Annotated in this window: 29 protein-coding genes and 1 pseudogene; 7 read left to right on the top strand and 23 right to left on the bottom strand. The window is 64.9% G+C overall.

Translation table 11 applies throughout. The features are described 5' to 3' along the window. Positions 1–237: 237 nt before the first annotated feature. Positions 238–546, bottom strand: a complete 309-nt coding sequence (locus H7J86_RS32850) for a pyrophosphohydrolase domain-containing protein (protein WP_267296231.1) — start codon at positions 544–546, stop codon at positions 238–240. 199 nt (positions 547–745) lie between these two features. Beyond that, the gene (locus tag H7J86_RS32845) at positions 746–1,075 is read right to left on the bottom strand and encodes a hypothetical protein (RefSeq protein WP_267296229.1); all 330 of its coding nucleotides are present in this window, start codon (positions 1,073–1,075) and stop codon (positions 746–748) included. A 464-nt stretch (positions 1,076–1,539) separates the two neighbouring features. On the opposite strand from H7J86_RS32845, the gene H7J86_RS32840 reads away from it, so the two are divergent. Beyond that, positions 1,540–2,622, top strand: coding sequence for a helix-turn-helix domain-containing protein (locus H7J86_RS32840; protein ID WP_267296227.1), 1,083 nt, complete (start codon positions 1,540–1,542; stop codon positions 2,620–2,622). 38 nt (positions 2,623–2,660) lie between these two features. Then, the gene (locus H7J86_RS32835) at positions 2,661–3,365 is read left to right on the top strand and encodes a sensor domain-containing protein (protein ID WP_267296225.1); all 705 of its coding nucleotides are present in this window, start codon (positions 2,661–2,663) and stop codon (positions 3,363–3,365) included. 17 nt (positions 3,366–3,382) lie between these two features. On the opposite strand, the gene H7J86_RS33510 is transcribed toward H7J86_RS32835, so the two are convergent. The 4 genes from H7J86_RS33510 to H7J86_RS32815 form a co-directional block, all read right to left on the bottom strand. Continuing rightward, the gene (locus tag H7J86_RS33510) at positions 3,383–5,320 is read right to left on the bottom strand and encodes a serine/threonine-protein kinase (protein WP_267296223.1); all 1,938 of its coding nucleotides are present in this window, start codon (positions 5,318–5,320) and stop codon (positions 3,383–3,385) included. Positions 5,321–5,396: 76 nt separating this feature from the next. Then, entirely contained in the window at positions 5,397–6,638 is a 1,242-nt protein-coding gene (locus H7J86_RS32825; RefSeq protein WP_267296221.1) for a DUF7373 family lipoprotein, read from the bottom strand. Further along, complete coding sequence (locus H7J86_RS32820; RefSeq protein WP_267296219.1) at positions 6,635–7,234, bottom strand: DUF4333 domain-containing protein; 600 nt, start codon at positions 7,232–7,234, stop codon at positions 6,635–6,637. Before H7J86_RS32820 ends, H7J86_RS32825 begins: the two co-directional genes overlap by 4 nt. Before the next feature lie 67 nt (positions 7,235–7,301). Continuing rightward, positions 7,302–7,697: a hypothetical protein gene (locus H7J86_RS32815; RefSeq protein WP_267296217.1), complete on the bottom strand. Its 396-nt coding sequence runs from the start codon at positions 7,695–7,697 to the stop codon at positions 7,302–7,304. A gap of 240 nt (positions 7,698–7,937) precedes the next feature. Here H7J86_RS32815 and H7J86_RS32810 point away from each other — a divergent pair, with 240 nt between their 5' ends. Both H7J86_RS32810 and H7J86_RS32805 read left to right on the top strand, forming a co-directional pair. Further along, positions 7,938–8,384 (top strand): hypothetical protein, encoded by a 447-nt coding sequence (locus tag H7J86_RS32810; RefSeq protein ID WP_267296215.1) that lies wholly within the window; start codon positions 7,938–7,940, stop codon positions 8,382–8,384. Next, complete coding sequence (locus H7J86_RS32805) at positions 8,375–9,010, top strand: hypothetical protein (protein ID WP_267296213.1); 636 nt, start codon at positions 8,375–8,377, stop codon at positions 9,008–9,010. Before H7J86_RS32810 ends, H7J86_RS32805 begins: the two co-directional genes overlap by 10 nt. 14 nt (positions 9,011–9,024) lie before the next feature. Here the strand turns inward: H7J86_RS32805 and H7J86_RS32800 are convergent, their stop codons facing one another. After that, entirely contained in the window at positions 9,025–9,153 is a 129-nt protein-coding gene (locus H7J86_RS32800; RefSeq protein WP_267296211.1) for a hypothetical protein, read from the bottom strand. Between the two features lie 20 nt (positions 9,154–9,173). Between H7J86_RS32800 and H7J86_RS32795 the strand changes: the two genes are divergently transcribed. Beyond that, on the top strand, positions 9,174–9,518 hold the full coding sequence (locus tag H7J86_RS32795; RefSeq protein WP_267296209.1) for a hypothetical protein: 345 nt from the start codon (positions 9,174–9,176) through the stop codon (positions 9,516–9,518). Positions 9,519–9,890: 372 nt separating this feature from the next. On the opposite strand, the gene H7J86_RS32790 is transcribed toward H7J86_RS32795, so the two are convergent. The 6 genes from H7J86_RS32790 to H7J86_RS32765 form a co-directional block, all read right to left on the bottom strand. Beyond that, positions 9,891–10,148, bottom strand: a complete 258-nt coding sequence (locus H7J86_RS32790; RefSeq protein ID WP_267296207.1) for a hypothetical protein — start codon at positions 10,146–10,148, stop codon at positions 9,891–9,893. Between the two features lie 104 nt (positions 10,149–10,252). Then, positions 10,253–11,143, bottom strand: coding sequence for a hypothetical protein (locus tag H7J86_RS32785; protein ID WP_267296205.1), 891 nt, complete (start codon positions 11,141–11,143; stop codon positions 10,253–10,255). A gap of 252 nt (positions 11,144–11,395) precedes the next feature. Continuing rightward, on the bottom strand, positions 11,396–11,788 hold the full coding sequence (locus H7J86_RS32780) for a hypothetical protein (protein ID WP_267296203.1): 393 nt from the start codon (positions 11,786–11,788) through the stop codon (positions 11,396–11,398). Between the two features lie 59 nt (positions 11,789–11,847). Beyond that, entirely contained in the window at positions 11,848–12,441 is a 594-nt protein-coding gene (locus tag H7J86_RS32775) for a hypothetical protein (RefSeq protein ID WP_267296201.1), read from the bottom strand. Between the two features lie 26 nt (positions 12,442–12,467). Then, positions 12,468–12,707: a hypothetical protein gene (locus H7J86_RS32770; protein WP_267296199.1), complete on the bottom strand. Its 240-nt coding sequence runs from the start codon at positions 12,705–12,707 to the stop codon at positions 12,468–12,470. A 106-nt stretch (positions 12,708–12,813) separates the two neighbouring features. Continuing rightward, positions 12,814–13,554, bottom strand: a complete 741-nt coding sequence (locus tag H7J86_RS32765) for a sce7726 family protein (RefSeq protein ID WP_267296198.1) — start codon at positions 13,552–13,554, stop codon at positions 12,814–12,816. Between the two features lie 399 nt (positions 13,555–13,953). On the opposite strand from H7J86_RS32765, the gene H7J86_RS32760 reads away from it, so the two are divergent. Continuing rightward, positions 13,954–14,967 carry an Imm63 family immunity protein gene (locus H7J86_RS32760; protein ID WP_267296196.1) on the top strand — a complete coding sequence of 338 codons (1,014 nt, stop codon included), beginning with the start codon at positions 13,954–13,956 and terminating at the stop codon, positions 14,965–14,967. Positions 14,968–15,620: 653 nt separating this feature from the next. On the opposite strand, the gene H7J86_RS32755 is transcribed toward H7J86_RS32760, so the two are convergent. From H7J86_RS32755 to H7J86_RS32715, 9 genes are all read right to left on the bottom strand, one after another. Further along, complete coding sequence (locus H7J86_RS32755; protein ID WP_267296194.1) at positions 15,621–15,809, bottom strand: hypothetical protein; 189 nt, start codon at positions 15,807–15,809, stop codon at positions 15,621–15,623. 457 nt (positions 15,810–16,266) lie between these two features. Continuing rightward, entirely contained in the window at positions 16,267–16,800 is a 534-nt protein-coding gene (locus tag H7J86_RS32750; protein ID WP_267296192.1) for a hypothetical protein, read from the bottom strand. Positions 16,801–16,881: 81 nt separating this feature from the next. Then, the gene (gene rnhA / locus H7J86_RS32745; RefSeq protein ID WP_267296346.1) at positions 16,882–17,418 is read right to left on the bottom strand and encodes a ribonuclease HI; all 537 of its coding nucleotides are present in this window, start codon (positions 17,416–17,418) and stop codon (positions 16,882–16,884) included. After that, positions 17,412–17,693: a hypothetical protein gene (locus H7J86_RS32740; protein ID WP_267296190.1), complete on the bottom strand. Its 282-nt coding sequence runs from the start codon at positions 17,691–17,693 to the stop codon at positions 17,412–17,414. Before H7J86_RS32740 ends, rnhA begins: the two co-directional genes overlap by 7 nt. Before the next feature lie 135 nt (positions 17,694–17,828). Continuing rightward, on the bottom strand, positions 17,829–18,191 hold the full coding sequence (locus H7J86_RS32735) for a hypothetical protein (RefSeq protein WP_267296188.1): 363 nt from the start codon (positions 18,189–18,191) through the stop codon (positions 17,829–17,831). A gap of 175 nt (positions 18,192–18,366) precedes the next feature. Beyond that, complete coding sequence (locus tag H7J86_RS32730) at positions 18,367–18,687, bottom strand: hypothetical protein (RefSeq protein ID WP_267296186.1); 321 nt, start codon at positions 18,685–18,687, stop codon at positions 18,367–18,369. Positions 18,688–18,970: 283 nt separating this feature from the next. After that, the gene (locus H7J86_RS32725; protein WP_267296184.1) at positions 18,971–19,261 is read right to left on the bottom strand and encodes a hypothetical protein; all 291 of its coding nucleotides are present in this window, start codon (positions 19,259–19,261) and stop codon (positions 18,971–18,973) included. A 63-nt stretch (positions 19,262–19,324) separates the two neighbouring features. Next, positions 19,325–19,675: a hypothetical protein gene (locus H7J86_RS32720; protein ID WP_267296182.1), complete on the bottom strand. Its 351-nt coding sequence runs from the start codon at positions 19,673–19,675 to the stop codon at positions 19,325–19,327. A 413-nt stretch (positions 19,676–20,088) separates the two neighbouring features. Beyond that, positions 20,089–21,297, bottom strand: a complete 1,209-nt coding sequence (locus H7J86_RS32715; protein WP_267296180.1) for an RNA-guided endonuclease InsQ/TnpB family protein — start codon at positions 21,295–21,297, stop codon at positions 20,089–20,091. A 23-nt stretch (positions 21,298–21,320) separates the two neighbouring features. On the opposite strand from H7J86_RS32715, the pseudogene tnpA reads away from it, so the two are divergent. Continuing rightward, a pseudogene (gene tnpA / locus H7J86_RS32710) lies at positions 21,321–21,736 on the top strand (IS200/IS605 family transposase). Between the two features lie 170 nt (positions 21,737–21,906). On the opposite strand, the gene H7J86_RS32705 reads toward tnpA, so the two are convergent. Next, positions 21,907–22,398, bottom strand: coding sequence for a lysozyme family protein (locus tag H7J86_RS32705; RefSeq protein WP_267296178.1), 492 nt, complete (start codon positions 22,396–22,398; stop codon positions 21,907–21,909). Positions 22,399–22,445 lie beyond the last annotated feature (47 nt).

The following is a 22,445-nucleotide window of genomic DNA, read 5'->3' as shown; positions in this document are numbered from 1 at the left end:
CTTCAACCGCCGCGGGCCCCAACCACGGCCTGCGGTGATATCGCGTGAGTGGAGCCTCACCACGCGCGGCTAGTTGCGTGAGTTCTGGCGACCGATACTGTGGCCAATCCTGTTGGTGCGCAATCGTTCATGGTGAGCTGGGCGGTGCAGCGGGTCCGACCACGGCAGGTGCAGATTCAGCCGCATTGCGTAGTCAACCGATGGCGTTCCTCGGCGGGACGACCCTGGTTAAGTGCGTTAGAAGCCGGAGCGGGGCGCCACGTCCGCCCACCGCGCGGCGATGACGGCCGAGGGTGCGATGCCGAGCTGGTGGGCGGCGCCGAGCGCGGCCAGGAACACATCGCCGAGTTCCGCTAGGACATCAGCGGTTTCGGCGTGCCCGTAGGAGCGTTTGATGAGTGCACCGACGACTTCTCCGCCTTCCTCGCCGACCTTCGCTACGCGCACCCAGTCGGATCGCTGGATACCAAGCCGGTCGAGGTGGTCGACGACGTCATTGGCTAGTGCGTCGAGGTCGGTGAGCGTGCGGAGCTGCGTCGTCGCCATGTGTTCTCCCCTAGCGGTTCCCGGGTCTGGGCGCTGCGGGTGCCGTGTTTCTAGGAAGCGAGTGTGACTGTTGGAGCGGCAGCCAGACGAGACGGACACGGCGGGGCGCACACTATCTCCGCAGAACGGGCGCGACGGGTGTACCCGAGGCCGGAGCAAGTCCGGGTCGATGCGCTCGATGCAGGTCCGAGGACGTCAATCATCCGGTTTGGGTGAGTGTCCGAGCGGGCGCGGCGCGGCCGAGCAGCGAAAGTTGATTGTCGGCGTCGAGAGAGTTTATCTGCCAGCTGTGCGGGAGGACGGCCATGTGGTGTTCGGTGAGCAGCCAGTAGTTGACGAGCTCGAAGACTTCGGGCAGCGGTGATCGAAATACTTGTTCGAATTCGTGGTGCGTCGTCTGCTCGGCTTCGTATCCGTCGGCGTACCAACCGGTTTCACCGCTGATGAACGTTGCAGTGAACGGTAGCCCGGGTCGCTGTTGAGTTAACTCGACCGTGTGGGTGGTTTCGGTGACGATGAAGTCGAGCATGTCAGCGCCGTACCGATCTACTGGGGGCCGTTCTTCGCCGACGACGGGGGCGACGGACTTCAAAAGCGGCGGTCCAGCGAGCGCCTCGACGAGCGGAGGGTTGCCGAGGCCAGGAGTAGGGCCCGCAGTGCGGAGTGCGTTGGCAGTCATGGGTTGGATACCTCCCGGTGCTACACAAATAGATGAAGCAGATGCGAGAACTATAACCACGGCTCAACATCAGGTGCAACACCAAAAGATGAAGCACCCGGGCCGTCGCCCGTTGCAGCACAAAACCCTCGGGGCGCTTGACCATGCCGTTTGATCTGCACACACACGACCACCGACCAGCGCGGATGCGAGAGACGGTCCGCAATCTTCCACGCCTGGCGCCACGCCTAGATGCAGCATCCAACCCACTTCGTCCGCGGATTCGCGCGAGGTGTGCAATTTAAAGATGAAGCAGTATCGGCTAGGATTCGACCGTGCCGGAAATCCCCCCGCTGCTGGTGGCGACCAGCAGCACCACAAAATTCGCAGTTCAGCCAGACAATGGTGTCGCCACGCTGGGTCGCGACCCCTTGGCGACGATCCACATTCCCGACAACCGCGTCTCCCGGCGACACCTGCTATTCGAGCCTCGCGAGGACGGCTGGCACGCCGTCGACTCCAGTCGCAACGGCACCTATCTGGCCGGCGAGCGTTTCGAGGACATCCTGATCAACGGCACCATGGAGGTGCACCTTGGCGCTCCTGAGGGCATTCCCGTCCGACTCACAGTGACCGAGACGACGCCCAGTCACCCCGCCGATCCGTCAGAGCCCGACACGGACGCCGATCTCGACGAAGACTTCGCTGACGACACCGAAGATGTCGACCCGATCATCGCTCGGGTCGGATCTCAGGTCGCCGCCCGCCGTGAAGAGCTCGGATTGGCCCAGCGCAAGCTGGCCCGCGACGGCGTGGTTGCCGCCGGTGCTCTCATCGCACTCGAGAAGGGGCGCCGGTGGCCACGGGCAAAGACCATTTCAAAACTCGAACATGCACTCGGTTGGCCCGCTGGACATTTGGCAGAGCTGCGCGAGGAAGCCGAGGCCTCGCTGTCGACGACGGTAGAGGCTCCGCTGCTGGCGAGCGCAATCGAACTTCACCTGGCCACACTGAGAGCCTCCATCAGCCGGCTCCCCGATATCAACGATCCCGAGTACACACCGGTGGCGACCTCCATCCTGGCCGACCTGCGCAACGTGGAGCAGGTAGTCGCCAATGCCGCGCGTACGGCAAAGGGCACACCGGCGATCGCGCGCACACTCAGCGCGGTACGCCAGATGTACGGAGACCTCATGACCCAGGCGGCACACTCGCCGTACGCCACTCTCGGCCAGCGTCTCTATGCCACCCGGACAGCAGGCGGGCTGACCGCCGAGGAGGCCGCCAACGCTGCCGGCGTCGCTACGGGCGCGGTCCTGGCTGTGGAGGACGGCCGGGACGTCGACCCCGTCACAGCCGCAGCCCTTGCAGCGCTCATCTCCCAGCTCCAGGGCCCCGGCGGAACGGCCTCGCGATGACAGCGAGGTCTCGCGGTGCACGCGCGGCCGGTGTAGTGATGGCGGTGTGCGCGGCCGCGGTCACCGGGTGCACGACGACCATCCCCGGAGCGGCGCACACGTTGCGGACCAACCCACCCATCACACCTTCAACGGCGGCGCCACCGACCGGGGACGCTCCGTCGAGCGGCTTTATCGCGCCGACGTCGTTGGGAACGAAACTCCTCAAGCGCGACGCTGTCGCAGCTACCGTGGGCGACGCCGGCCTCAAGCCGATCCAGACCTACGACAAGCCGGATTTCAGTTCGGTGATGCAACCTCCGCAGTGCGACTACCGGGCATTTCCGGCTCGCAGCACGGCCTACATGAGCTCGCTCCTGGAAGGCATGGCTGGTGAGGCCAACAGCGACGACACGACCGGGGTGCTTGCGGCGCAGGTTGTTTCGTCCTGGGCGAACGCAGACCACCCCAAGATGGTGCTGTCGACTATCACCGGGGAGTGGCGCCTGTGCCCTGAAGGGCAGGCTTTCACCTCGTTTTCCAATGGTGATACGACACCGTGGGTTGGTGGGCCGGTCACCACGGTGTCCGAGGATCGGGCAGTCTCTCTGATGACTCGGCAAAAGGGGGCCGCGAAGACGTGCGCGCACGTCGTGGCCACGCATCTGAATACGGTGATCGAGACGCTGGTGTGTGGACCAGGCGACACTGTGGCCCAGGCCGGCGTCATCGCGGATGGACTCGTGGCGAATCTGCGGGCCTAACCACCGCGAGCGCAGCGTTACTGCAGCGCCGCGGCCAGTTGGGGCGCCAGGTTCTCGTTGAGATACTGGGTGGCCAGCACCCCGCCCGGATCATCAAGCGCTGCAACGACGTTGGGGTCATCTGCGACGACGATGGTCCCGTGGTAGGCGACGAGCTGCTTGGGCAGCCCTGAGAAACCTCCCCCTCCTGCAGCTTTGTCGGTACGGATCACGATCAGAACATCGGACTCGATTTGGTAGAGCTTCTCGGGGTTTGCGAGCGGTCGAAGGCCAGAGGTGTCGTTGGCTTCGCGCCTGAGATCCTGGTTGTAGACGAAACCCAGCGCAGTCAGGTAGTCCGCGGTGTTCGACGGTGTCAGGACTTGACCGACCCCGAAGTCGGTGAGGGTGATCGCCGTCGCCGACTTGTTCTTGAACGCCTCAGTATTCGCGTTGCGTATATCAGCCACCTGCGAATCTGACAGAGCAATCAGCTGATCAGCCATTTGCTGCTTGCCCAGGATGCGCCCCACCCATTTCAGTTGCTCGGGCCACGTCCAGTCTTGGGCGCGCAGGGCTTTCGGTTCAGTGATCGTGGGCGCGATCGCTGCCAGTTTCGTGTACGTCGCATCGTCGATCGCACCGGAGGCGACGATGACGTCGGGATGGACTGCCGACACGGCGGCCGTATCGAGGAAACCAAGGACGTGGGTACCGGTGGTGTCTTTTGCCTGCAGCCATCCCGGAAGTGCCCCGCCCGCGGCAACGGCAACTGCCGGGTGCGCGCCGAGCGCGAACGCAGCGTCGGCATCGCCCGGCCCGACGACGGCAACGGTAGACGGGGCCGAGGTCAGGGTGATCGATCCATGGATTGTGTCGAAGGTTTGGGGCCTGTAGACCGCCTCCGGCGTGCGCTCAGGCCACCACCAGAGAACGCCGGCTGCGGCCACGACCGCCACGATGGCCATCAGCAGGATCGGGCGCATCCACCGCCGCCGGGAGCGGGCGGCCACCAGCGCAGCTCCCGGCCTGCTGCGGCCCGATTGTGGGCCGCTGAACCAGCCATCGGGATACGTCGTCGCCTCGGCTCGCTGTGGATCGCCCGGGGCCGAGACCTGCCCGGGCCGAGCCGACGTACCGGCCGGGACATTGAGGGCAGCTGCTACCGCGGCGGCGAACTCGCCCGCGCTGCTGTAGCGGTCAGCCGGATCCTTGGCCATGGCCCGCACCAAGACCGGGTTGAGGGCTTCGGGCAGGTGCGGGGCACGGTCGGTGAGCAACGGCGGCGCTTGCAACAAGTGCGCGGCCGCCATGCCCGCCAGACCACCGCTAAATGGCGCTTGCCCCGAGAGCAATCGGAACAACGAACATCCCAGCGAGTAGATATCCGCACGCGGACCCACCGCTTGAGGATCACCGGCGAGAGTCTCTGGTGCGGCAAAGGCGACACTGGCCAAAACGGTGCCGTCCTGGGTGAGCCCCGACGCTTCATTGAGTGCGCGCGCGATCCCGAAGTCGGCCAGGAGTACGCGATCGGATTCGGCGGCGAGGAGGAAATTGGCGGGTTTGACGTCGCGATGGATGATCCCGCGGCCGTGCGCGTAGTCGAGGGCAGCGGCCACTTCGGTCACGATATGAACGGCGCGCTGCGGTGTCATGTGGCCGGCGGTTTGTTCACGGTCGGCGTCGGTGCCCTGGACGTACTGCATGGCGATCCACAGTTGGCCGTCGCTGGTTTCCCCGCGGTCGTAGACGGTGACGATGTTGGGGTGATCAAGCGTGGCGGCCAGATCCGCTTCGCGAACGAACCGGGATCTGAACTGCTCATCGTGGGAGAGTTCGGCGCTGAGGATCTTGAGTGCGTCGTGCCGGGGCAAAGACCTGTGGGCGGCTCTGTAGACGGTGCCCATTCCTCCGGCACCGAGTCTCTCTTCGATGCGGTAGCCGGCGATCGAGGTGCCTGGAGGTAGCGTCACGACGCGTCCTCGGTGCTGTTCATCGCCTCAAACTACCGCCGCCTCGAGCCGTTCCCCCGGCCGCGCGCCGACGCCGTCAGGGGGCGGTGAGCATCAGATACTGCGCAGCGGACTTTTGGCGAAGTTCTTCAGGACGGGTGGCCAGCACCACAGCGACGTAGCGGCCGGCGGTGAGAAGACATTGGTAGAGACTGAGCGGATCGGTCTTGCTTTTACCGCTGCAGACCGTCGTCGAGGGCAGGCCGTCGGCCGGCGCGAGCGGTATGAAGTCGGCGTCGGCGGCGATGTCTCGGGTGAGGCCGTCGAACAGAGTCTTCGCGGCGGCAGCGTCGCGCGCTAAATACACCGCGGCCGCATCCCCAACCCCTTGGACTTGCATGCCGGAGTCAGCGAACAGCTTGGCCGAGGACACGGGGTCGCCCTGAAAGTGCAGTGCGGCCCGAGGCTCGAACACACCGTTTTGGATCGTGAGATTTTCGCGGGACATCGGCAGGGTTCGTTGCAGCACCCCGTTCGAGTCGACGGGAAGGGTGCCGAACTGTGCCGGATCGGTGGCCGGGAATTCGTCGAGCCGCGGGAGCTGCAGGTCCAGGATCTTGGCGATCAGTCCGGCGGTTTCGCCGCTGTCGCCTTTTTGGATGCGGCTGTAGTTGTAGATGACGTACTTGCCATGGGGGGTGAAGCTTTCGACGGTGCTGGTGCCGTCTGCGAGTGTGCCTGCCCGGGCGCGGGCTTGCGGATACCCAGGGACGCTGTGAGGGGACACCGACCCGTTGGGATACAGGGATGCCGGCGGGGGTTGTTGGCTGATGTCGTCGGCCGCGACCCGCGCGTCGTCGGGCGAGGCGAATTCCCAGACCGAGTTCGTGAGGCCCTTGGCCCCGCCAGCTTGCCCCCCTGACTCGATGGAGGTGGTTCGGTCCGACGAGAACCCGAGCACGAAGTGATGCCGTTCTGCGAGGAACTGCACCGGGTCAGGAAGTAGCCCACTGAGCGCCTTCGCATTCTTGAGGGCGTAGGTTTCAGTCACGACAGCCTGCAGCAGTGTGGGGTCGACCTCCCAAGGGCCCACGACATAGCCGGCCAGGCGCTGCGCCTCGATCACCGTGCCGTTGCGTCCCTCCTGGTCAGCCGTACCGAACGGCCGCGACGGGGTGGTGGGGTAGTTCCCGGGGCGCAGAAGACCAGGGATCGCCGAATCTGCAGTGAAGCCCCGGTCTCGATGGGCGTGCCCGTCGACGATCGGGGTGCAACCAGCGCCGGCCAGAGCTATTGCGAGCAAAACACTGGTGGTGCGCGCGGCCTTGCTCACCGTCACTGCGGGGGACTCACCGTGTAGTCGCCCGAGGAGTTGTCGAAGGAGACGTTGACACGCCGCGGGATTCCGCTGATGCGCACGGTGCAGGTGAACGTTGCGCCGGCGCGCACGGTGGGGTTCTGGCCGTTGTTGCAGATGACGTCGGAGACCGCGCCCAGTCCATAGCCGTTGGCCTTGTCGGAAAGTAGCTGCTCGATGCTGCGTTGAGCGACGGTGATGTCGAGTTTGGTGGTGTTCAGGAAGCCCGGCTTCCAGAGGCCCAAAATCAGGAACGCGGCAATGCCCACCGCAGCGGCGGCACCGACTTGAGCTGCACGTTTAGTCGTGACCGCCCGGGTGCCGGGTGGACTGTCGGGGGCGGTTGTTGCAGTCAAGGGGTCGGCAGGCGGCGGGCCAAGCCGCTCCTCGGCGGCATTCGGATGTACCGGCGAGGCCGACTCGTCAGGCCCCTCTTGGGGCTCCTCTGCGGCAGCTCTCTGCTCGGCACCGGCCACGGTCTCTGCGAACGGGTCCGGCCCCGGTGCCTGGGGCGTCCACGGCGCAGTCCCGTCCGCAGTTGACCGTTCCGGCGACGACTGTGGTTCAGAGGGATCCATGCTCGTCATCCTGTTGCAATTCTGCCGGCGCGCGCGCATCGCAACACCGCCACATCACAGCGCCGACTCACCCGGCGCTCCCGCCGTTTTCACCGCCGTCGACGGCGCCGCCGAACTCCCTGAACCACACGAAGTACTTGTTGTTCCAGATGGCAGCATCGGTGAGATCCTCGACATCGGCGCCTTCAGGGCCGTAGGTATCGAGCACCTCCAACGCGAGCCGGAAGCACGCTGCAAGATTGGGGCCTTGCTGGCTATCCCACAGAGCCACCAAATCATCGACACGTTGACGCACTTCTGTCACGACGTCAACGGGAGCATCAGCAGGCAACGTGGCGAGTACTTGTCGCGCGTGAGCGAGCAGGCGTTGCCCATCAACGAACTGTCGGGCCAGGACCTCGATCGCGGCGGCAGGCTTCATTCGGAAGACAGCATCGCCGGAATCGCCATCGGTTACGTCCATAGGCGGGCTCCAATCCCCTCCGGCTGATCCTTCGGGACGCAGAAGGGCCGCCGACTACCTTGCTGGTCGAATCTACAGAGTTCCGGCTGCCTGGCCTCGCGGTGGACGGACGCGCGCTGCTTTGGCCGCCGCGGCGACGCGGGAGACCTCTGATGAACGGCGCGGTCGACCGGGGCCGCTCATCGTCGGCGCATGCCGCTCACGCCGCGATAACCTATGGTCACGACACGACCACGATGGATGCTCAATTTGCTGACCACACTGCATGCCAGCCACAACGGCGAGTTCTACCGCACCCGGCTGCACGACCTCCTCGACGTCGCCGAACTCATCCGTGAGAGCCCGCGCCGCCTCGAATCCGCCACCACCGCCCACGGATCCCTGATCATGTGGTTCAGCCCGCGCTCGCGCTCACTGGTCAACAAGCACGCCACCGAACTACTGCTAGCCACCACAACCTTCTCCGCGCGCCAGGTCCCCCTATTGCACGGCGACATCGTCATCACCGGGCACGACGGCCACGGACACCTTGACAGCCTGACCGAGGAACAGATCCACCACCTCGTCAACTACGAGCCCGGCAGCATGCAGGCCCGCATCCTGAGCCGGCGCATTGCCCGCGACCACCGCCAGCGCCGCGCGGCGTACGACGCCGCATCGGCGACCACCTCGCATCCATGGCGTTGACCGTTACCGCGACCGCACCTACCTGGGTCGACTCGCCCTGGCTCACCCTCATTCGAGACCTCGCACCGGCAGCGGCCGCTCTCATCGCCCTGGGCGCGGCGTGCGTCGCGTACGCCATCGGCCGCCGGCAAATCGCGGTCAGCAGCGCCAACCTGGACAAGCAACTCGCCGCCCAAGACCGCCAAGCCCGCCTCGACCGTCAATCACAGGACGCACGCGCCGCGCGCGCCGAGCGACGGGACGCACTCGTCGACGCCGCACGCGCCGTACAGACCGTCCGCCACCTCGCCATCCGTTTGCACTGGATGCGCATCGCGACCCGCGCACCCGAACTATCGGGTCAGCCCTACAGCGCCGACGACGCCAACACTCTCTCCCGAGAACTCGACGGCGCACGCGAGACCATCGACTTCCACGTCAGCGTGCTCACCGTGATCGGGTTATCAGCACCCGCCCAAGCCCTCTCGGATCTCCAAGACACCTTCGACTCATACTGCACCGCCGGCGACGCACCACCAGGCGAAGTATCCGAAGTGACTGCCGCGGCCCGCGCCACCCTGAGCCGCTTCGCCGCATCCCTACCCACCGAACGGCATCCCGTCGCGGGGGATGATCCGCACGATTGATACCACCGTCGGAGTTACGTGCCGCGTACCGAGATGATCAACCGCCCGTCCGCAACGTAGGCGCTGGATAGCTCCAGCGGGTCGCCGTTTACGTCCAAGACATCAATCCCGTCGAGGTTGAGCAGATTCGACGCTTCGTCCATTGGCCTAGTTCACCTTTCGTGTGGTTGAGCTGATCTCATTCAGGGCGACGCTCGCCCTTGCTGAATCGGTGAACTTCGCGGAGTGCGCCACCAACCGCGATATCGCCGAGGGATCAGAGAGCAACCACTTGACCGGTCGCTGGATCGAATACTTCGACGTGCTGGCCGAAGAGCTGCTCCTCAGGCGCCCATCGCCATTGCAGGCCTCGCTTAGCCAATCGCCGGTTCAGCTCGACCTGCTCGTCGTCGTATCCGAAGTCCTCGGCCTTGTTCATCCGCTCGATCAGTGCCCGATCGCTGAGCCGCGCGACGTCCACTACGCACCTCCCCGAAGAACGTTCTTCGATTGCCGTTGGCAGCCATGATGCATAGCGACGAGCCACCCACCAGGCACCGACACTGAAACTCGCACGGAATTCCGGAAGCTGTGCGCCGCCGAATTGGTCACCGGCAGTCCGCTGTCAACCAGTGATCACTAAGCCGGCTATTGCGGCGAGGGCCAGAACCAGGCAGAGGAGCGCCCACCATGAACGGTGCTGGGCCAGCAGAACGAAACCGAGAATGCACAGGACCACCCCGGCCGTAGCCAGAAGCAGCCCGGCGACCGCCGCACTCAGCGACATGCGACCCCGCCCAGTCCCAATACCTGCTGCATGTAGCGCCTCTCCTCGGCTTGATACAGAACTGATTGGCGATTGCCGTGATCACACCAACTCCTCGTAAGGACGCCCCGGGACTCAGCGATCATTGTCCGGATCCAGCAAGGCTGCCGCCAGTCGGTCTTCCTCGACATCTGCTGCGACGATGACATGCTCTTCACCTGTCAGGAGGTAGGGCCATCGCGCGTCGGCGAGGCTGCGACGCGCCAGATCACGGCCCAGGACCGAGCGCGCCCACTCCTCACCGCGCCGCTGGATGACCGCCAGACAGGCGTACACGGCATGTGGATCCACGAACTTCGACGAACGGCCCGCTGTGACTGCGGCCTGACGCATCTGCACCAGCTGTGGTTCCGGAATCTTAGTCTGCTGCAACGATGTTCCCATTCTTCTCATCTGAGCCGGATAGCACGACCGCGCGCGAACCGACTCGTCACCTGTCAGCCATCCTGTCCTTCTCGCAGGGTTTCGCCATGCGGGTTCGGCGTGTCATCCCCGGACTCCATTGCCGGCACCGCTGAGGTGCAGGCCGTCGCGGCACCTTGCAGGTCGTCGACTTCGCGGTCCAGGTAGTCCAGCTGCGTTCGTAGCGATTTGATCGAGGGTCGGATTCGCGCCGCGACAGCCTCAGCGGCGGCTGTGATGTTGCCGTACTCCTTGACCGCAGCGCCCATCTGAGCGATCGCCGCGACGTCAATCGTGGGATACATGGCTGTGGCGGCATCACCCCAGTTCACGCGGAGTCCAAGCGCGTCTTCGAGCACCCGCAGGCGTCGGTGGAGTTCTTGGGCGTCGGGGCCGCGTCGCTTCGCGAATTCGGCCTCGACCTGCAAGCGGATCGTGCGCCGCGCCTCCTGCTCGATCTGCCATATCTGGCTTTTGATGGTGCTGGCACGCAGGGTCTCTAGGCGAGACATGATCGAGCGCAACGCATCCCAGGACGGCTGGTGGTCACGTTTCCGCTCAGCCCGCACATGGACCGTCATCAGATGGTCACCGCCGGTAGGTGGCGACATCAACCCCCAACCGTGCGGCAGTTCACCGTCTTTGACGATCGCGGGGTCGGAGACGACGATCCACCACTCATGGCACTGATCGGCCCATTGGTCGGCCTTGTCTGCCGCACGGGCGATTTCGCGGCGCCAATCCGCGCGAGAAGTCTTGATTTCGTATCCGATGAGGCATCGACCCGACGCGGCGGTATATCCGACGTAGACGGCGTCTGCGCGTCGCCCGTCCCCGAAGGGGCCGTTCGGAGACACTTCAGGGACGAGGGTTCCGCCGGCCCATTGATCGGCCGGGCCTGTCAATCCATGGTGAGCGCGCAGCATCTGGAGTAGAGCAGCAGCTGTGACCTTCGGTGCGGCTGAGCAGTTGCCGCTCCGGCTCGTTCTGCTTGTCGTCATTCGACTATCCCTGTCCCGTAGCGTCTTCCGCTCCCAATGATCACGCCGCCACGATTCGAAGGACCTCGCGGTCACCGGTAGCTGGCCAACCGTTGACTATCTTGGCCGCCGCCCGGCGTCCGATATCGGAGGATGGGTGTGTCGCAGTGGACTTTCCGCGCCTGGGGCCGGGGCGGTTCATGCGAAGTGGCAGGCCGCCATGACGCGGTGTTCGGTATCCACGATGTCGGAGACGTCGACGGCGAAGCCGCCGGCGATCCCGCGCTGGCTGGCCGAGCCGGAGGGGGCCGGATTGTCTCTGGCCAGTGCGACCATCCCCATCGCGTGCCGGGCCCGCTCGGCGATGCGATCGAGATCGGGCCTCACAGACGGTGACGATGTTGACTCGGCGAATCGCTGCAATGTGTCCGCCCACGCGAGGTAGTCGCTGAGCGGGGGCCCCGCGTCGATCTGGTCGTCGGCGATGAGGTCGCGGTGCTCGTGGATGTAGGACACCGTCGTGCGGACGGTGCGACAGTCCGCGCTCGGCGCGGTGATCAGGAACGCGACGGCACCGACTGCGGATGCCACCAACACGGCGAAGGCTGCGACGCGGACCCAGTGGCGCCCTATCGGCGCGCGTTCTCGGTTCATCGTTGGGTGGGCAGCGCTTTCCCGGTCAGTGGCACCTCGAAGGAGGCGCACATCGCCAGCACGGGACTGCACGGCCAGTCCACCTGGCACTCCGTGTAGGTCGTGCCGTCGTACTCGCCGCCGCCGATGTACACAGGGGTGCACCCACGGCACCACAGCTCCAAACGTGGCGCCGCGGCGCATCCTCCTTCGGGATCACGATCGTGCTCACAATCGCCGTCCCAGCACTCTTGCGGCTTGGTCGTAACCCGCCAGGGACGATGAATGTCGAGGTGTGCGAACAGGCCGTCGCCGTAGGGTCCCTCACCGGCGGCCCCGTGCTGGCGGGCGATGGCCTCGCGCAACGCAACCTCGAGCGGCTCGCGTCGATCGCGGGGCGGCACACCGAACAGGCCGGGTTCTCCATCGGGCTCGCCGATCCGAGGATTCAACCGGTCGGCGGCTTCTGCGGGGTCGATCAGCGCCGCATAGTGATGGCGGTAGCGGTCGGTGTCCCATACGTGCGCGCTGACGAAGCCCATGGCATCGGGCATCCCGTCGAACGGTCCGAACATCCATTGCAGACCGTCTGCTTCGACGCCTACGGCCACGTGGCCATCCCACATCCCACCCACCGTCACCCTCCCTGCGTCGCTTCTACGTCGCCTCGACGTGTTACCGACGCCGCGGCCGCGGCCGCGGTCATGCCCGATTTCCATTGGGCGTAGAAGTGGTCCATGGAGTAGCCGTCGGTGTTCTGGTCGCCATCGGCGCTGTGGCCCAGGTGCGCTTCGAGCTCGTCGACCCAGCGCTCCCATGCGGTGGGTTCACAGGCCGCCGACTCGGCGGCCCACAATGCGGCGTGATCATCGTCCATGCCTCAATTCTGTGCCCGCGTCCCGACAACCGCGATGTGCACACGCTCAGCGGAGCCGGAAAGTGCGACAACGGCGGCTCGGAGGGTCTCATCCGGCACGAGACGGTTACCCGGCGGCGACGTTGCGAACAGGCGGCCGGAACTCCTCTGCGGGCCGGCGCAGCAGCGCACCGAGCCGCCGCCAGGCGGTCGGAGTCAGACTCAGGCCGGCCGCGGCGGCCTGCAGTGACATCGGCAGGCCGGCGTCGCGGGCTGCCTGGCGCTTGCGCTGATCGCGGAGGCGCAGTTCGGTGACGAACTCGTTGTAGGCGGTCTCGACGTCCAGCTGCATGAACAGCCCGTTGAGCCGGTGGTAGATACGGGTGTTGGGCACGTCTTGTTCGTAGCCCAGGCGCCGACCCATGATGTTGAGCAGTTCGCCTCGGCGCAGAACCCGAAACAGCGCGGAACGCTGAATACGTTCCAGTCCCCCACTGGGTGCCCGGACGGCTACGACTTTGTCGGCCTCGGTTAGGGTCGACACCCCGACGTGCGATGGGGTTTCGGCGAGCACCCGGTTCAGCTTGGGCGGCGAGGTCAGTACGACGACATGTTCGAAACACGTAGCGTAGCTGTGCAGTTGAAGATCGAGGCGGCCCAGGCCGTCGAGGTCTGTCTTGATCTCGTAGACCACTGGCCGTTCGCCGGCGATGACAAGGTCGGCCACCGACATGAACACCGGCAAGCCGGTCATCGTGTTCACCACCTCCCCTGTCCCGGCCACTTGACTGATCAGAGCGGTGGCGTAGACGTATTCGCAGCGGTACTCGCGCCGCAGCACCGCGTAGGCGGTGTCGTACGCGCCCACCAAGGTGTCACCAGGTCGAGCATGTTCGAGAACTGCTGCGAGTCGCTCCCACGGCAAGGGATGGTTCTTACCGGCCAACTGCCTGATACACCGGGTGCTGAATGCCGCTGCAAGCTCTCGACCACAGCCCCTGCTCATCGCCGTCCCCTCGCCCCAGGTGCGGGCCGTCCGCGACTGCGGGCCACACCACCAGATGATTCCGCCGATTGTCGACACCTTTCGGCGGCGATGGTGGGACGTCCACACCAGAGGGCACTGGAAAGTTCCCACCCGGGCATGCCCGCCGAGGGGAATGTGCGCTGAAGCCGCGTCACACCCGCACCCCCGCGACGGCACAGCCTAGGGTGCGCTCATAGCACCAAGCAGCGAGGCTGTTCGCGGGGGAAGAAGGAGTACAGCGTGGGGGATCCTGCGACGTTGCGGTTCGTGATCCGTGAGGTCACCGCAGCGAATTCCGTGCACGTCGATGAGGTGGTCGGGACCGAGGCCGCGGTTCTGACCGCTATGCCCACGACCGACGGGCAGACCGTGTACTGCGCTCAGCTGGAGCAACCTCTCACGCATCAGATCGACCCTGCCCAGCGCGGCCGTTACGACCCTGACTACGTCGCAGAGGATCACACGGGCACCTTCGCCTGGTCCTACTTCGTCACGGTTCACCCCCACCAACCGGGAGCGCTTCACCCCGGCGCTACCGGCGTCGCCGCCGAACTCGCATTCGTCATCGACCTCACCCTCAGCGCCGATGCGTACTTCGACCCGAACAAGGTCGAGTGGGCCGCCACCGTCGTCATCGACACCCCCGCTGTTGACACCGGCGCCGGGCAAACCGCACTCGCTGCACCGCCGGCCACCGTCGTTGACCAGGACTGGCCGCCACAGGCCATCGCCGGCCCGCCGGCGCCAGCTCCACTCGGGCCCGCGCCGTCGCAGCTGCTCCAGCACGACGACAACAACGTGTCATCACAGCAGTTCGCCCACGCGCTCGACGCCGCCATATCGACAGCGGCCACCCTGACAGGGTTGCCCGTCGACAGCATTCCACGACCGCAGGAAGTGAAGCCGCGCAGACATTCTCGCCACCACGGCAACGGACCGTCCTACAGCATCGGCTTCGAGATCCGCTACCACACAGCCGATCCCATCCATGGTCTGATCTGGAAGTCGACGACAGATCCCGAGGAGGCCCTGTACTGGATCGTCGACGACATCACCAGGTCCATCGCCATGACGTGGGCACATCGCACCCCCGCGGCGGCCACCATGAACGACCGACAACTGCGATGGACGGTCGCCGTACCGTTCTGGCACACCTTGATGACAGCCCTCGATCCGCGGTGGGAGGCCAAGACCCGCGCACGGATCGCCGAATTGCGCAATCACGCCGGGCTCGGCAGCCCGCAGCGGCGATAGCGCCGCGGCGAACGCTCTCGACGGCAAGCGATCCCGACAGACGCATGCGGCACGAACCTCCACCACGACGGCGTTGATCCCACCGTCCGTTCAACTGGGCATTATTCCCAGTTGAACAGTCGAGCCGAGAAAGTGGACGTCGGACTGCACACGCAGGAATGCAGACCGATACCGCCACATTGGGGCCGCAGACAACCTCACCGGTGAGTGAATGCGTCTTCTGTCTGGTGGTTCGGCGGGATCGCCCGCGTCGTTGATGGGAGCGGCCACCCGGTCAGCCAGATCGCCCGCGCGCGGCGGCGCTCATGAGCCAGCGGGGTCGGGGTACGCGGTGTTGGGGCCCAGCCACAGCTCACGGTCTTCGTCGCAGTCTCCCTCGTGGCCGTTGGTGAGAATGCACCAGCCGTCTCGCGTGCAGCCGAAGAGGTCGTTTGCCTCCCCAGTGTCCGCGACTTCCAGGCGGCCATCCGAACGCAAGCGCGTGTGGCCTGTAGTAGGCATGTTCATTGATTTCCTCGTGCTCTGTTTCTAGTTTGCTAGCAGGATCAGTCAGCCCCATCAGCGGGTTTGACGACCTGCACACCAACGTCATTGACCATTCCCGGCTGGCTTACACCGAGGCCCCGGAGAACGAAACTCATGCAACAGGAAAGCTAAGCGCCGACCACGTTGGTGACGATGGCCCAGAAGTCGGGGTCGGCAGAGGTCACCACTTGACCGGCCTCGACTCGCCAGGTGTCCAGCGGCGCATCGGCGATCAGCGCATCGGTGATCGCCCAGCAGGTCTTCTCGTCGTAGGTGACGCCCACCCGCGCGGCGACGTAACCCAACCGAATGTCCATGCGCGTCAACGGACACTGATGCTGAGCTACCACGATTCGGCACCGCCTTTCGCTGTTTCACACCTCGGCAACGTGGACGACGATCTACCTAAAGCCTGGTCACGACTTGCTACGGTTACGGAGCCAACGGGCCCCGACAAACACCAAAACGACTAACACGACCACGATGAAAAGCGCTGGGGCCAAACGGAACAGGGAGTGCGCGACGTCGCTCCCAGTTCGCCAGGCGAAGCCCCGAAGAAGTGTGTCGATGAACGATCCGTGGCCGCCATAGGAGCCGTGATGGGACCCGCTGAGGGGAAGCTGCCCGAGAGGAGTGCTCATAGGTGACATGGTGCCCCGGACCCTCAGCTGCCAGTCGGCAGCGACGCGTTTACGTCCGTCCTTTTTCCGGGCATCCCCGGGGGCAGGTGGGGGCGGGGGCGCGTCGGCCCCGCACTCGGCCACACTGCGAGCGTCACAGCTGGCGGGGGTCGCCAGCCACCAGCCACGGGCCGGGCAGGTCGTGCTCGGTGATGGGGCCACCCGCAGGGGCCGCGGGGTGCACGTCATCAACCCAGTCCTCGTCGCGAAGGTGTACCCACGCCTCGGTGTCCCCGGCCCGACGATGGATCGCCCCATTGCTGATCGGTCCCCGGCAATGCAGGCAGATGTCGTGGGTGATCAACTCGGCGCCGGATCCAAACAATGAGCGGCGCGCACGCGTGAATCGTGTCGCGTGGCCCACCGGCGGAGCGGCCTCGGAGAGCCAGTCCTTGGCAGCCTCGAAGCAACCGGTGGTCACGTCCGCGGCTTCGGCATTGGGGGATGTGCGGACCGCCCGCACGATGCGGTTGGCGTCGGCGCGCACGTCCACCTCCACGCGACCCCGCGTGAACAGGTAGCCAACCGCGGAGACATGGAACAGTCGCAGCGGCATGGTGTCCCACCCGTGTGATTGCGCCGTCCTGTCCAGCTCACGCAGCCTCTTCGGGATTGCCGATGCACTCATGAGGTTCCTCCGTTTTGACAAACGTTACCTAACAGTCTGTTTCGGTCTGCGGACTTGGTTGCGTCCTTGTCCCGCACCGGCTTAGCCGCCGGTGTGTCGACGAACACTCCGGCGACCGCGACGCGCCCCGCCTGCCGGTCGGCGGAACCCTTCGCCGTTCTGCCGTCTCGATGAGCCGCCGTGTTCGATGGCCCCGCGGGTGGCCAGGGTGTCGGCGAGTTCGTTTCCCTCATGCCCCGCGTGGCCTTTGATCCACCGCCAGTCCACGGTGAGAGTGGTTGCCGCAGCGTCCAATCGCTGCCACAGATCAGCGTTCTTCACCGGCTGACGCGCTGCGGTACGCCAACCGTTGCGTTTCCAGCCGGCGATCCAGCTGGTGATGCCACTGCGCACGTACTGACTGTCCGTCCACAGTTGCACGGGCGAACCCGAGGTGATCGCCTCCAACGCCATGATGGCCGCCGTCAGTTCCATGCGGTTGTTGGTCGTCGCCGGTTCCCCGCCGTAGAGCTGCGTTTCCTCGCCGTCAACGAAACGCACCACCGCGCCCCAACCACCCGGTCCGGGGTTGCCGTGGCAGGCGCCGTCGGTGTAGACGATGATGGGTTCGTTCACGATGCCTCTCGCTTGTAGACATCGCCCTCGACGTACTCGATGCTGCTGCCATCGACACCAGACACCGCCGTCCAGTGGTAGTCCGACTCGATGTAACTCACTCGCCACACGCTTCGATCGAGCGCCTCGACGAGCTGATTGTCCCCACCGGACCCGGCGAAGAACGCGTCCCCCGAACTCGGTTCATGCCAACGGTTCAGCGCCCCGACCAGCTCGTCGGCGGTACGCGCAACACGAGCATCGGCCAACGCCTTATCAACTCGCTCCCAAAAACCCATTCGACTCTCCTCGATCACGGTCGACCTTCAACACCCGGGTCGGCCAACGATTCGCCCTTCAGCGCAGAACAGATTCGATCCCTGCTGCCTGAAACGACTTCTGTGCAACGTGTTTGGAATTCCCGCACACGGGCTTTACGCCCCGGCGGACGCGCCCTGAGACCGCACCGACAGCGCGAAGAACCACACGGCAGGGACAACAGTGGCGACGCCGACGGCAGTCGAAGCAGCAGACCAACTACCACCGCTGGCGGCGAACACCGCCGCACCGATAACCAGGAACGCGGCAAGGAGGAGACGGATGGTCTTGGCCGAGACGAAGCGCTGCGCACCGCTGTACACATACCCCACCGCGGCCACAGCGAAGAGGACCGACGAGACAGTCGGCGCGCTGAGCGCGTCGGCCGTCAGGCACGCCACGATCAAGATCGTCGGCACCAAGACCTCCCAGGAACGCAAAGCAGCCCAATCCCACTCCGCGCCAATTCGTTTTGCCATCGCCATACCCTTTCGCATAGTTCACCCGCTACGTAGCGGGCCAGCGGGTCTCATCGTCCGTGACTGACCGACCGGGACGAAGCAAGCTGGCGTGTCGCGAAGGACTTTCTCGGCCGAGCAGACAGGAAGCTACAGATAGATCACACGCACCCAGCGCGCGGGATCGCAGACGAAGTCAACGGTCAGATGTGTTGTCACGGATGTCGGTGGAGCAACCCGAACCCTCGCTCCATGACCGTTCGATGGACGTGAGTTCGCGACGACGTCTGGCATCGCGGAGAACCTCGATGCCGTGGCTAATCCAGTCGCGACGTAGCGGGGCGTCCCGCAGTTCCCCGATATTCTCGGTGACGAGCTTGTGAACCAGCTCCTTGGGGGTGAGCCCGTAAGCGGCACACACGGCCTTAAACTCGTCCACCTGGTCGTCGCCTTCAATCTCGAAAACGGTGGCGATGTGGGGAACGCCATGGAAGCGTTTACGCCGACTCATCGGCATCGACGACTGGTAGAGGGCAGGCCCGCGGAGGCCGCGGGAGGAACAAGGTCGAACCGATCGAGTTGGTCCATCAATGCCCTCTCTATATCCTCTGCGCCCCTTTGATTCACCATGGCTGGCGTACTCCCACTCATCGTCAGGAGACAGACGCCATCCCAAAGAAATCCCGCCAGCCAGGACGGCCTACTACAGCGACGACGTGCGTTACTAACAGAGCGAGTAGTAGGACTCGAAGTTCTCGCGCCGGGTGCATGGTCTGTCTCTCCGATCCACCTAAGCCGGACTACGTTCGATTGATGCGGCCCAACTCAGCTGGATTCCGCACACTCAGGAAATCGAGAGCCTTCCGGTGGAGAGCAGAACCATCGCCCGCGCGGGCCTTCACGTGACGCCACACGTCAGCATCACTGTCGAACGGGTACGGGATCGGCGCACTCTCAACTTCATCGGGACAGTCAAACCGCTGCAACTGCATGTCCCCATGATCCGAACCAGAACACTCAAATAGGTCCCAGCCTTCGCGCGACGCCGCAGCACTATCCTCAGCAGACCACTCCGCCTGTACATCCGTCATGCTCTCAATTCTCCCAGCGCAGTAGGACATCTCGGCGTGCCTATCCAGACCGCACGCGCGAACTTACGCATCGTCGTAGGTTCGGATCGTGGTATCTGAGTCACGGCTCTGATTGAGTTCCAGCTGCGCGTGTGTGTAGGTGCGACCGTCTTCGAGCTGGTACCACCGCTCAGCGAAGGTCCCGAAACCCCCGACACTGCCGACCACCGCAATGACACCCGGATCCTGCCGGCCGGTAAGCGGCCCCATTGGCTTGACGCTGTCACCGACAGCGAACTCTGACAGCACCAGGTAGAAATGAGGGCCATCCGGGTCGGTGGCCCGATACCGGTCAACCGCAATGTCGTAGCTGTCCGCGGTGACAGTACACAGCACCCGTGAAGTTCCGAGAGCGTAAACAGTCCAGATACTCACGGCGCGATCACCGCGAATCCCCAACATTCCCAGTCGCTCTCAGTCCAAACTCAGGGATAGAGACGATGCACCCCGCGGTGATGCGATCCATTTCAACGACCAATTGGCGCATCCGCACAACTCCCTTCCTTTGTTCCCCTCCCGCATGATCTGCAAGACCAGCACAACGGCACGAAGACCCTTCACTACGCAGGCGCGCACCTCCCATAATCCGGGCCCTACCGGCTCGGTCTACGGAGCTCGGCGTGTCGCGGACCAGTTTCTTCGGACGGCAGAGGCAGACCGCGCCACCGTCCTAGCCAGGATGGAGCCAGGTGCACAGGCAGGAACCCGTCTGGGCAGAAGCGCCGCCGATCACAGGCCAGCGGCTTGACGTGCTCCCCGGACTGAAGTCCGGGGATTCCCGTGGCGGCTTACGCCGCTGTTGGGGTGCTTCCTGTTTCAACACCCACTGCCGCAACGGGTTGCGGTCTTACACGGGCTCCACAGTCGTTTAGTCTCTCTGCCCGCCCGGCAGCGAGAATGACGTTGGCGGCATTGTGGTCTCGGTCGTGAACGGCCTCGCACGACGGGCATGTCCACGTGCGGATCTGCAACGACAACTCGTCGAGCCTGTGCCCGCACGCGGCGCAGGTCTTACTGGACGCCAACCACCGCGACACCCTGTGCACGGTGCGCCCGTGGTGGTCGGCTTTCTCGGTGATGATCTTCACGAACTGGCCCCACCCGGCATCGCTGATGACGCGTGCGAGCCGACGATTGCGCACCATTCCGGCGATGTTGAGGTCTTCGACGTGGAGCACTTGGTTCTCGCGCACCAACGCCAAAGCCGCTTTGTGGTGATAGTCCCGCCGCGCCCGCGCCACTTCGTTGTGCGCGATCGCGACCTTGCGCCTGGTCTTGCCTCTGTTGGCCGATCCTTTCTGTCGGCGGGACTTTTCCCTCTCCAACCGCCGCAGCTTGCGCAGCTTGCGGCCCAAGTGCTTCGGATTCGCCATATCGACTCGGTGGCCATCTGTGGTGGCGACCGTCGCCAGCCGGGCGATCCCGACGTCGATCCCGGCTTCCTGGTCGGTCGCCGGCAGCGGCACTGCCGGCACCTCGACGACGAAGCTGGCGTAAAAATGCCCGTCGGGCTCTCGAATGATCGTCACCGAGGACGGCGCTGACGGCAGTTCGCGGGACCAGCGCACCTTCACCTCGCCGACCTTGGCCAGGAATAGTCGGCCGTTTGCTTTGAGGCTGAACCCGTTGCGGGTTAACCGAAACGACTGCCGATGGTCCTTACGTGACTTGAACCGCGGTCGACCCACCCTGCGGCCACGACGTGTTCCGGTGACCGAGTCGAAGAAGTTGCGCCACGCCCGGCGGGAATCGTTGACCGACTGTACCAACGCCACACTGGGCACCTCGGTCAGCCAACCACGCGCCTCGGTGGTCTTGGCCGCGGTGATCACGCGACGCTGAATCTCACTGTCGGACAGCTTCACCCCGGCCCGGTACGCCTCATCCCGGACCCGCAGAGCGTCGTTGAACACCACCCGAGTGCACCCGAACACCCGCGCCAGCATCAACTGCTGGGCCGGTGTCGGTTCGATGCGATACCGATAACGCATCTGCATACCCACGACTGTAAAGGCGACCTGTGACAACAACGACCTATCGACGCGCCCGACACAGCGTTTCCTTGCTGCACGCCCACCTGGTGTTCGTCACGAAGTACCGGCGACCGGTGTTCACCGACGCCATGCTCACCTTCACCGAAAACACCATTCACGGCATGTGCGTCGAACTCGACACCGAACTGATCGAGTTCAACGGCGAAACCGACCACGTCCACCTGCTCGTCGCCTACCCACCCACCCTGGCGATCTCCACCCTGGTGCAACGCCTCAAAGGCCGAACCGCTCACGCGGTGCGCCGCGAGTACACCGGCATCTGCGTCCGTGCCCACATGCGCGGACACCTCTGGTCCCCGTCCTACTTCGCCGTCTCCTGCGGAGGCGCACCGGCTGCTGGATCATCAAGCAGTACATCGACGGCCAAGCCCGGCCACTCTGAACACCGGGCTACGCCCGCTGACAACCAGGGATGGGCTCACCCCGGACTAAAGTCCGAGGCTTGCGCCCAAGAATCCGGTCATCCTCCGCTCCAAAAAGCCCCGGGGTCGCAGCGTGCCGTGTGGCGCTGGGTCAGCCTCGAGGGGCAGCGAGGACGAGAGCCCTCGACGATCAGTAGCCAGCTATCCGCGGCGAGCTGTTGAACGGAGCGATGTCGGTCAGCCACCACCAGTCAGGTCGGTGGTCAAGCCATTTCTCCCAGAACTCGGCAAGGCCGGAGCCAGTCCTCAAGTTGACATTGAAGCGGTCGGCGATGAAGCGCCACAGCGCTGCGATCGACGCCACCGGATCGTAGATATCGTCGGCGGTCCCGGCGGCGCGGTATTTCTCGAACATCCACAATGTGAGCTGGGCCAGCCCGCGCGGTGTCTTGTAGTTGAGACCATCGGGCATGACGCGCGAGTCGTCTTCTCCGAAGAGCTCCGCGGGGCCGCGGAAGGAAGAGTCCCCAGCGTGTGCGTGGGCGTCGGGGTGCCATCCGGACTCCACGGTGATGATGTCGTCGGTGAGAGCGGCGAAAAGCTCGACATGATCATCGGCTACCCCGGCCGCAATCAGCCCAGAGCGGATCACCCCAGGTCGTGCCTCGCTTGGAATCGCCACTTTCCCCTCTTACACCGTCACTGGCGTCTCATTGGCCGATGATGCCA

The sequence above is a fragment of the Mycobacterium hackensackense genome (assembly GCF_025822555.1).
GTDB classification, from domain to species: Bacteria; Actinomycetota; Actinomycetes; order Mycobacteriales; family Mycobacteriaceae; genus Mycobacterium; species Mycobacterium fluoranthenivorans.
This window is presented reverse-complemented; position numbering and strand designations above follow the sequence as displayed.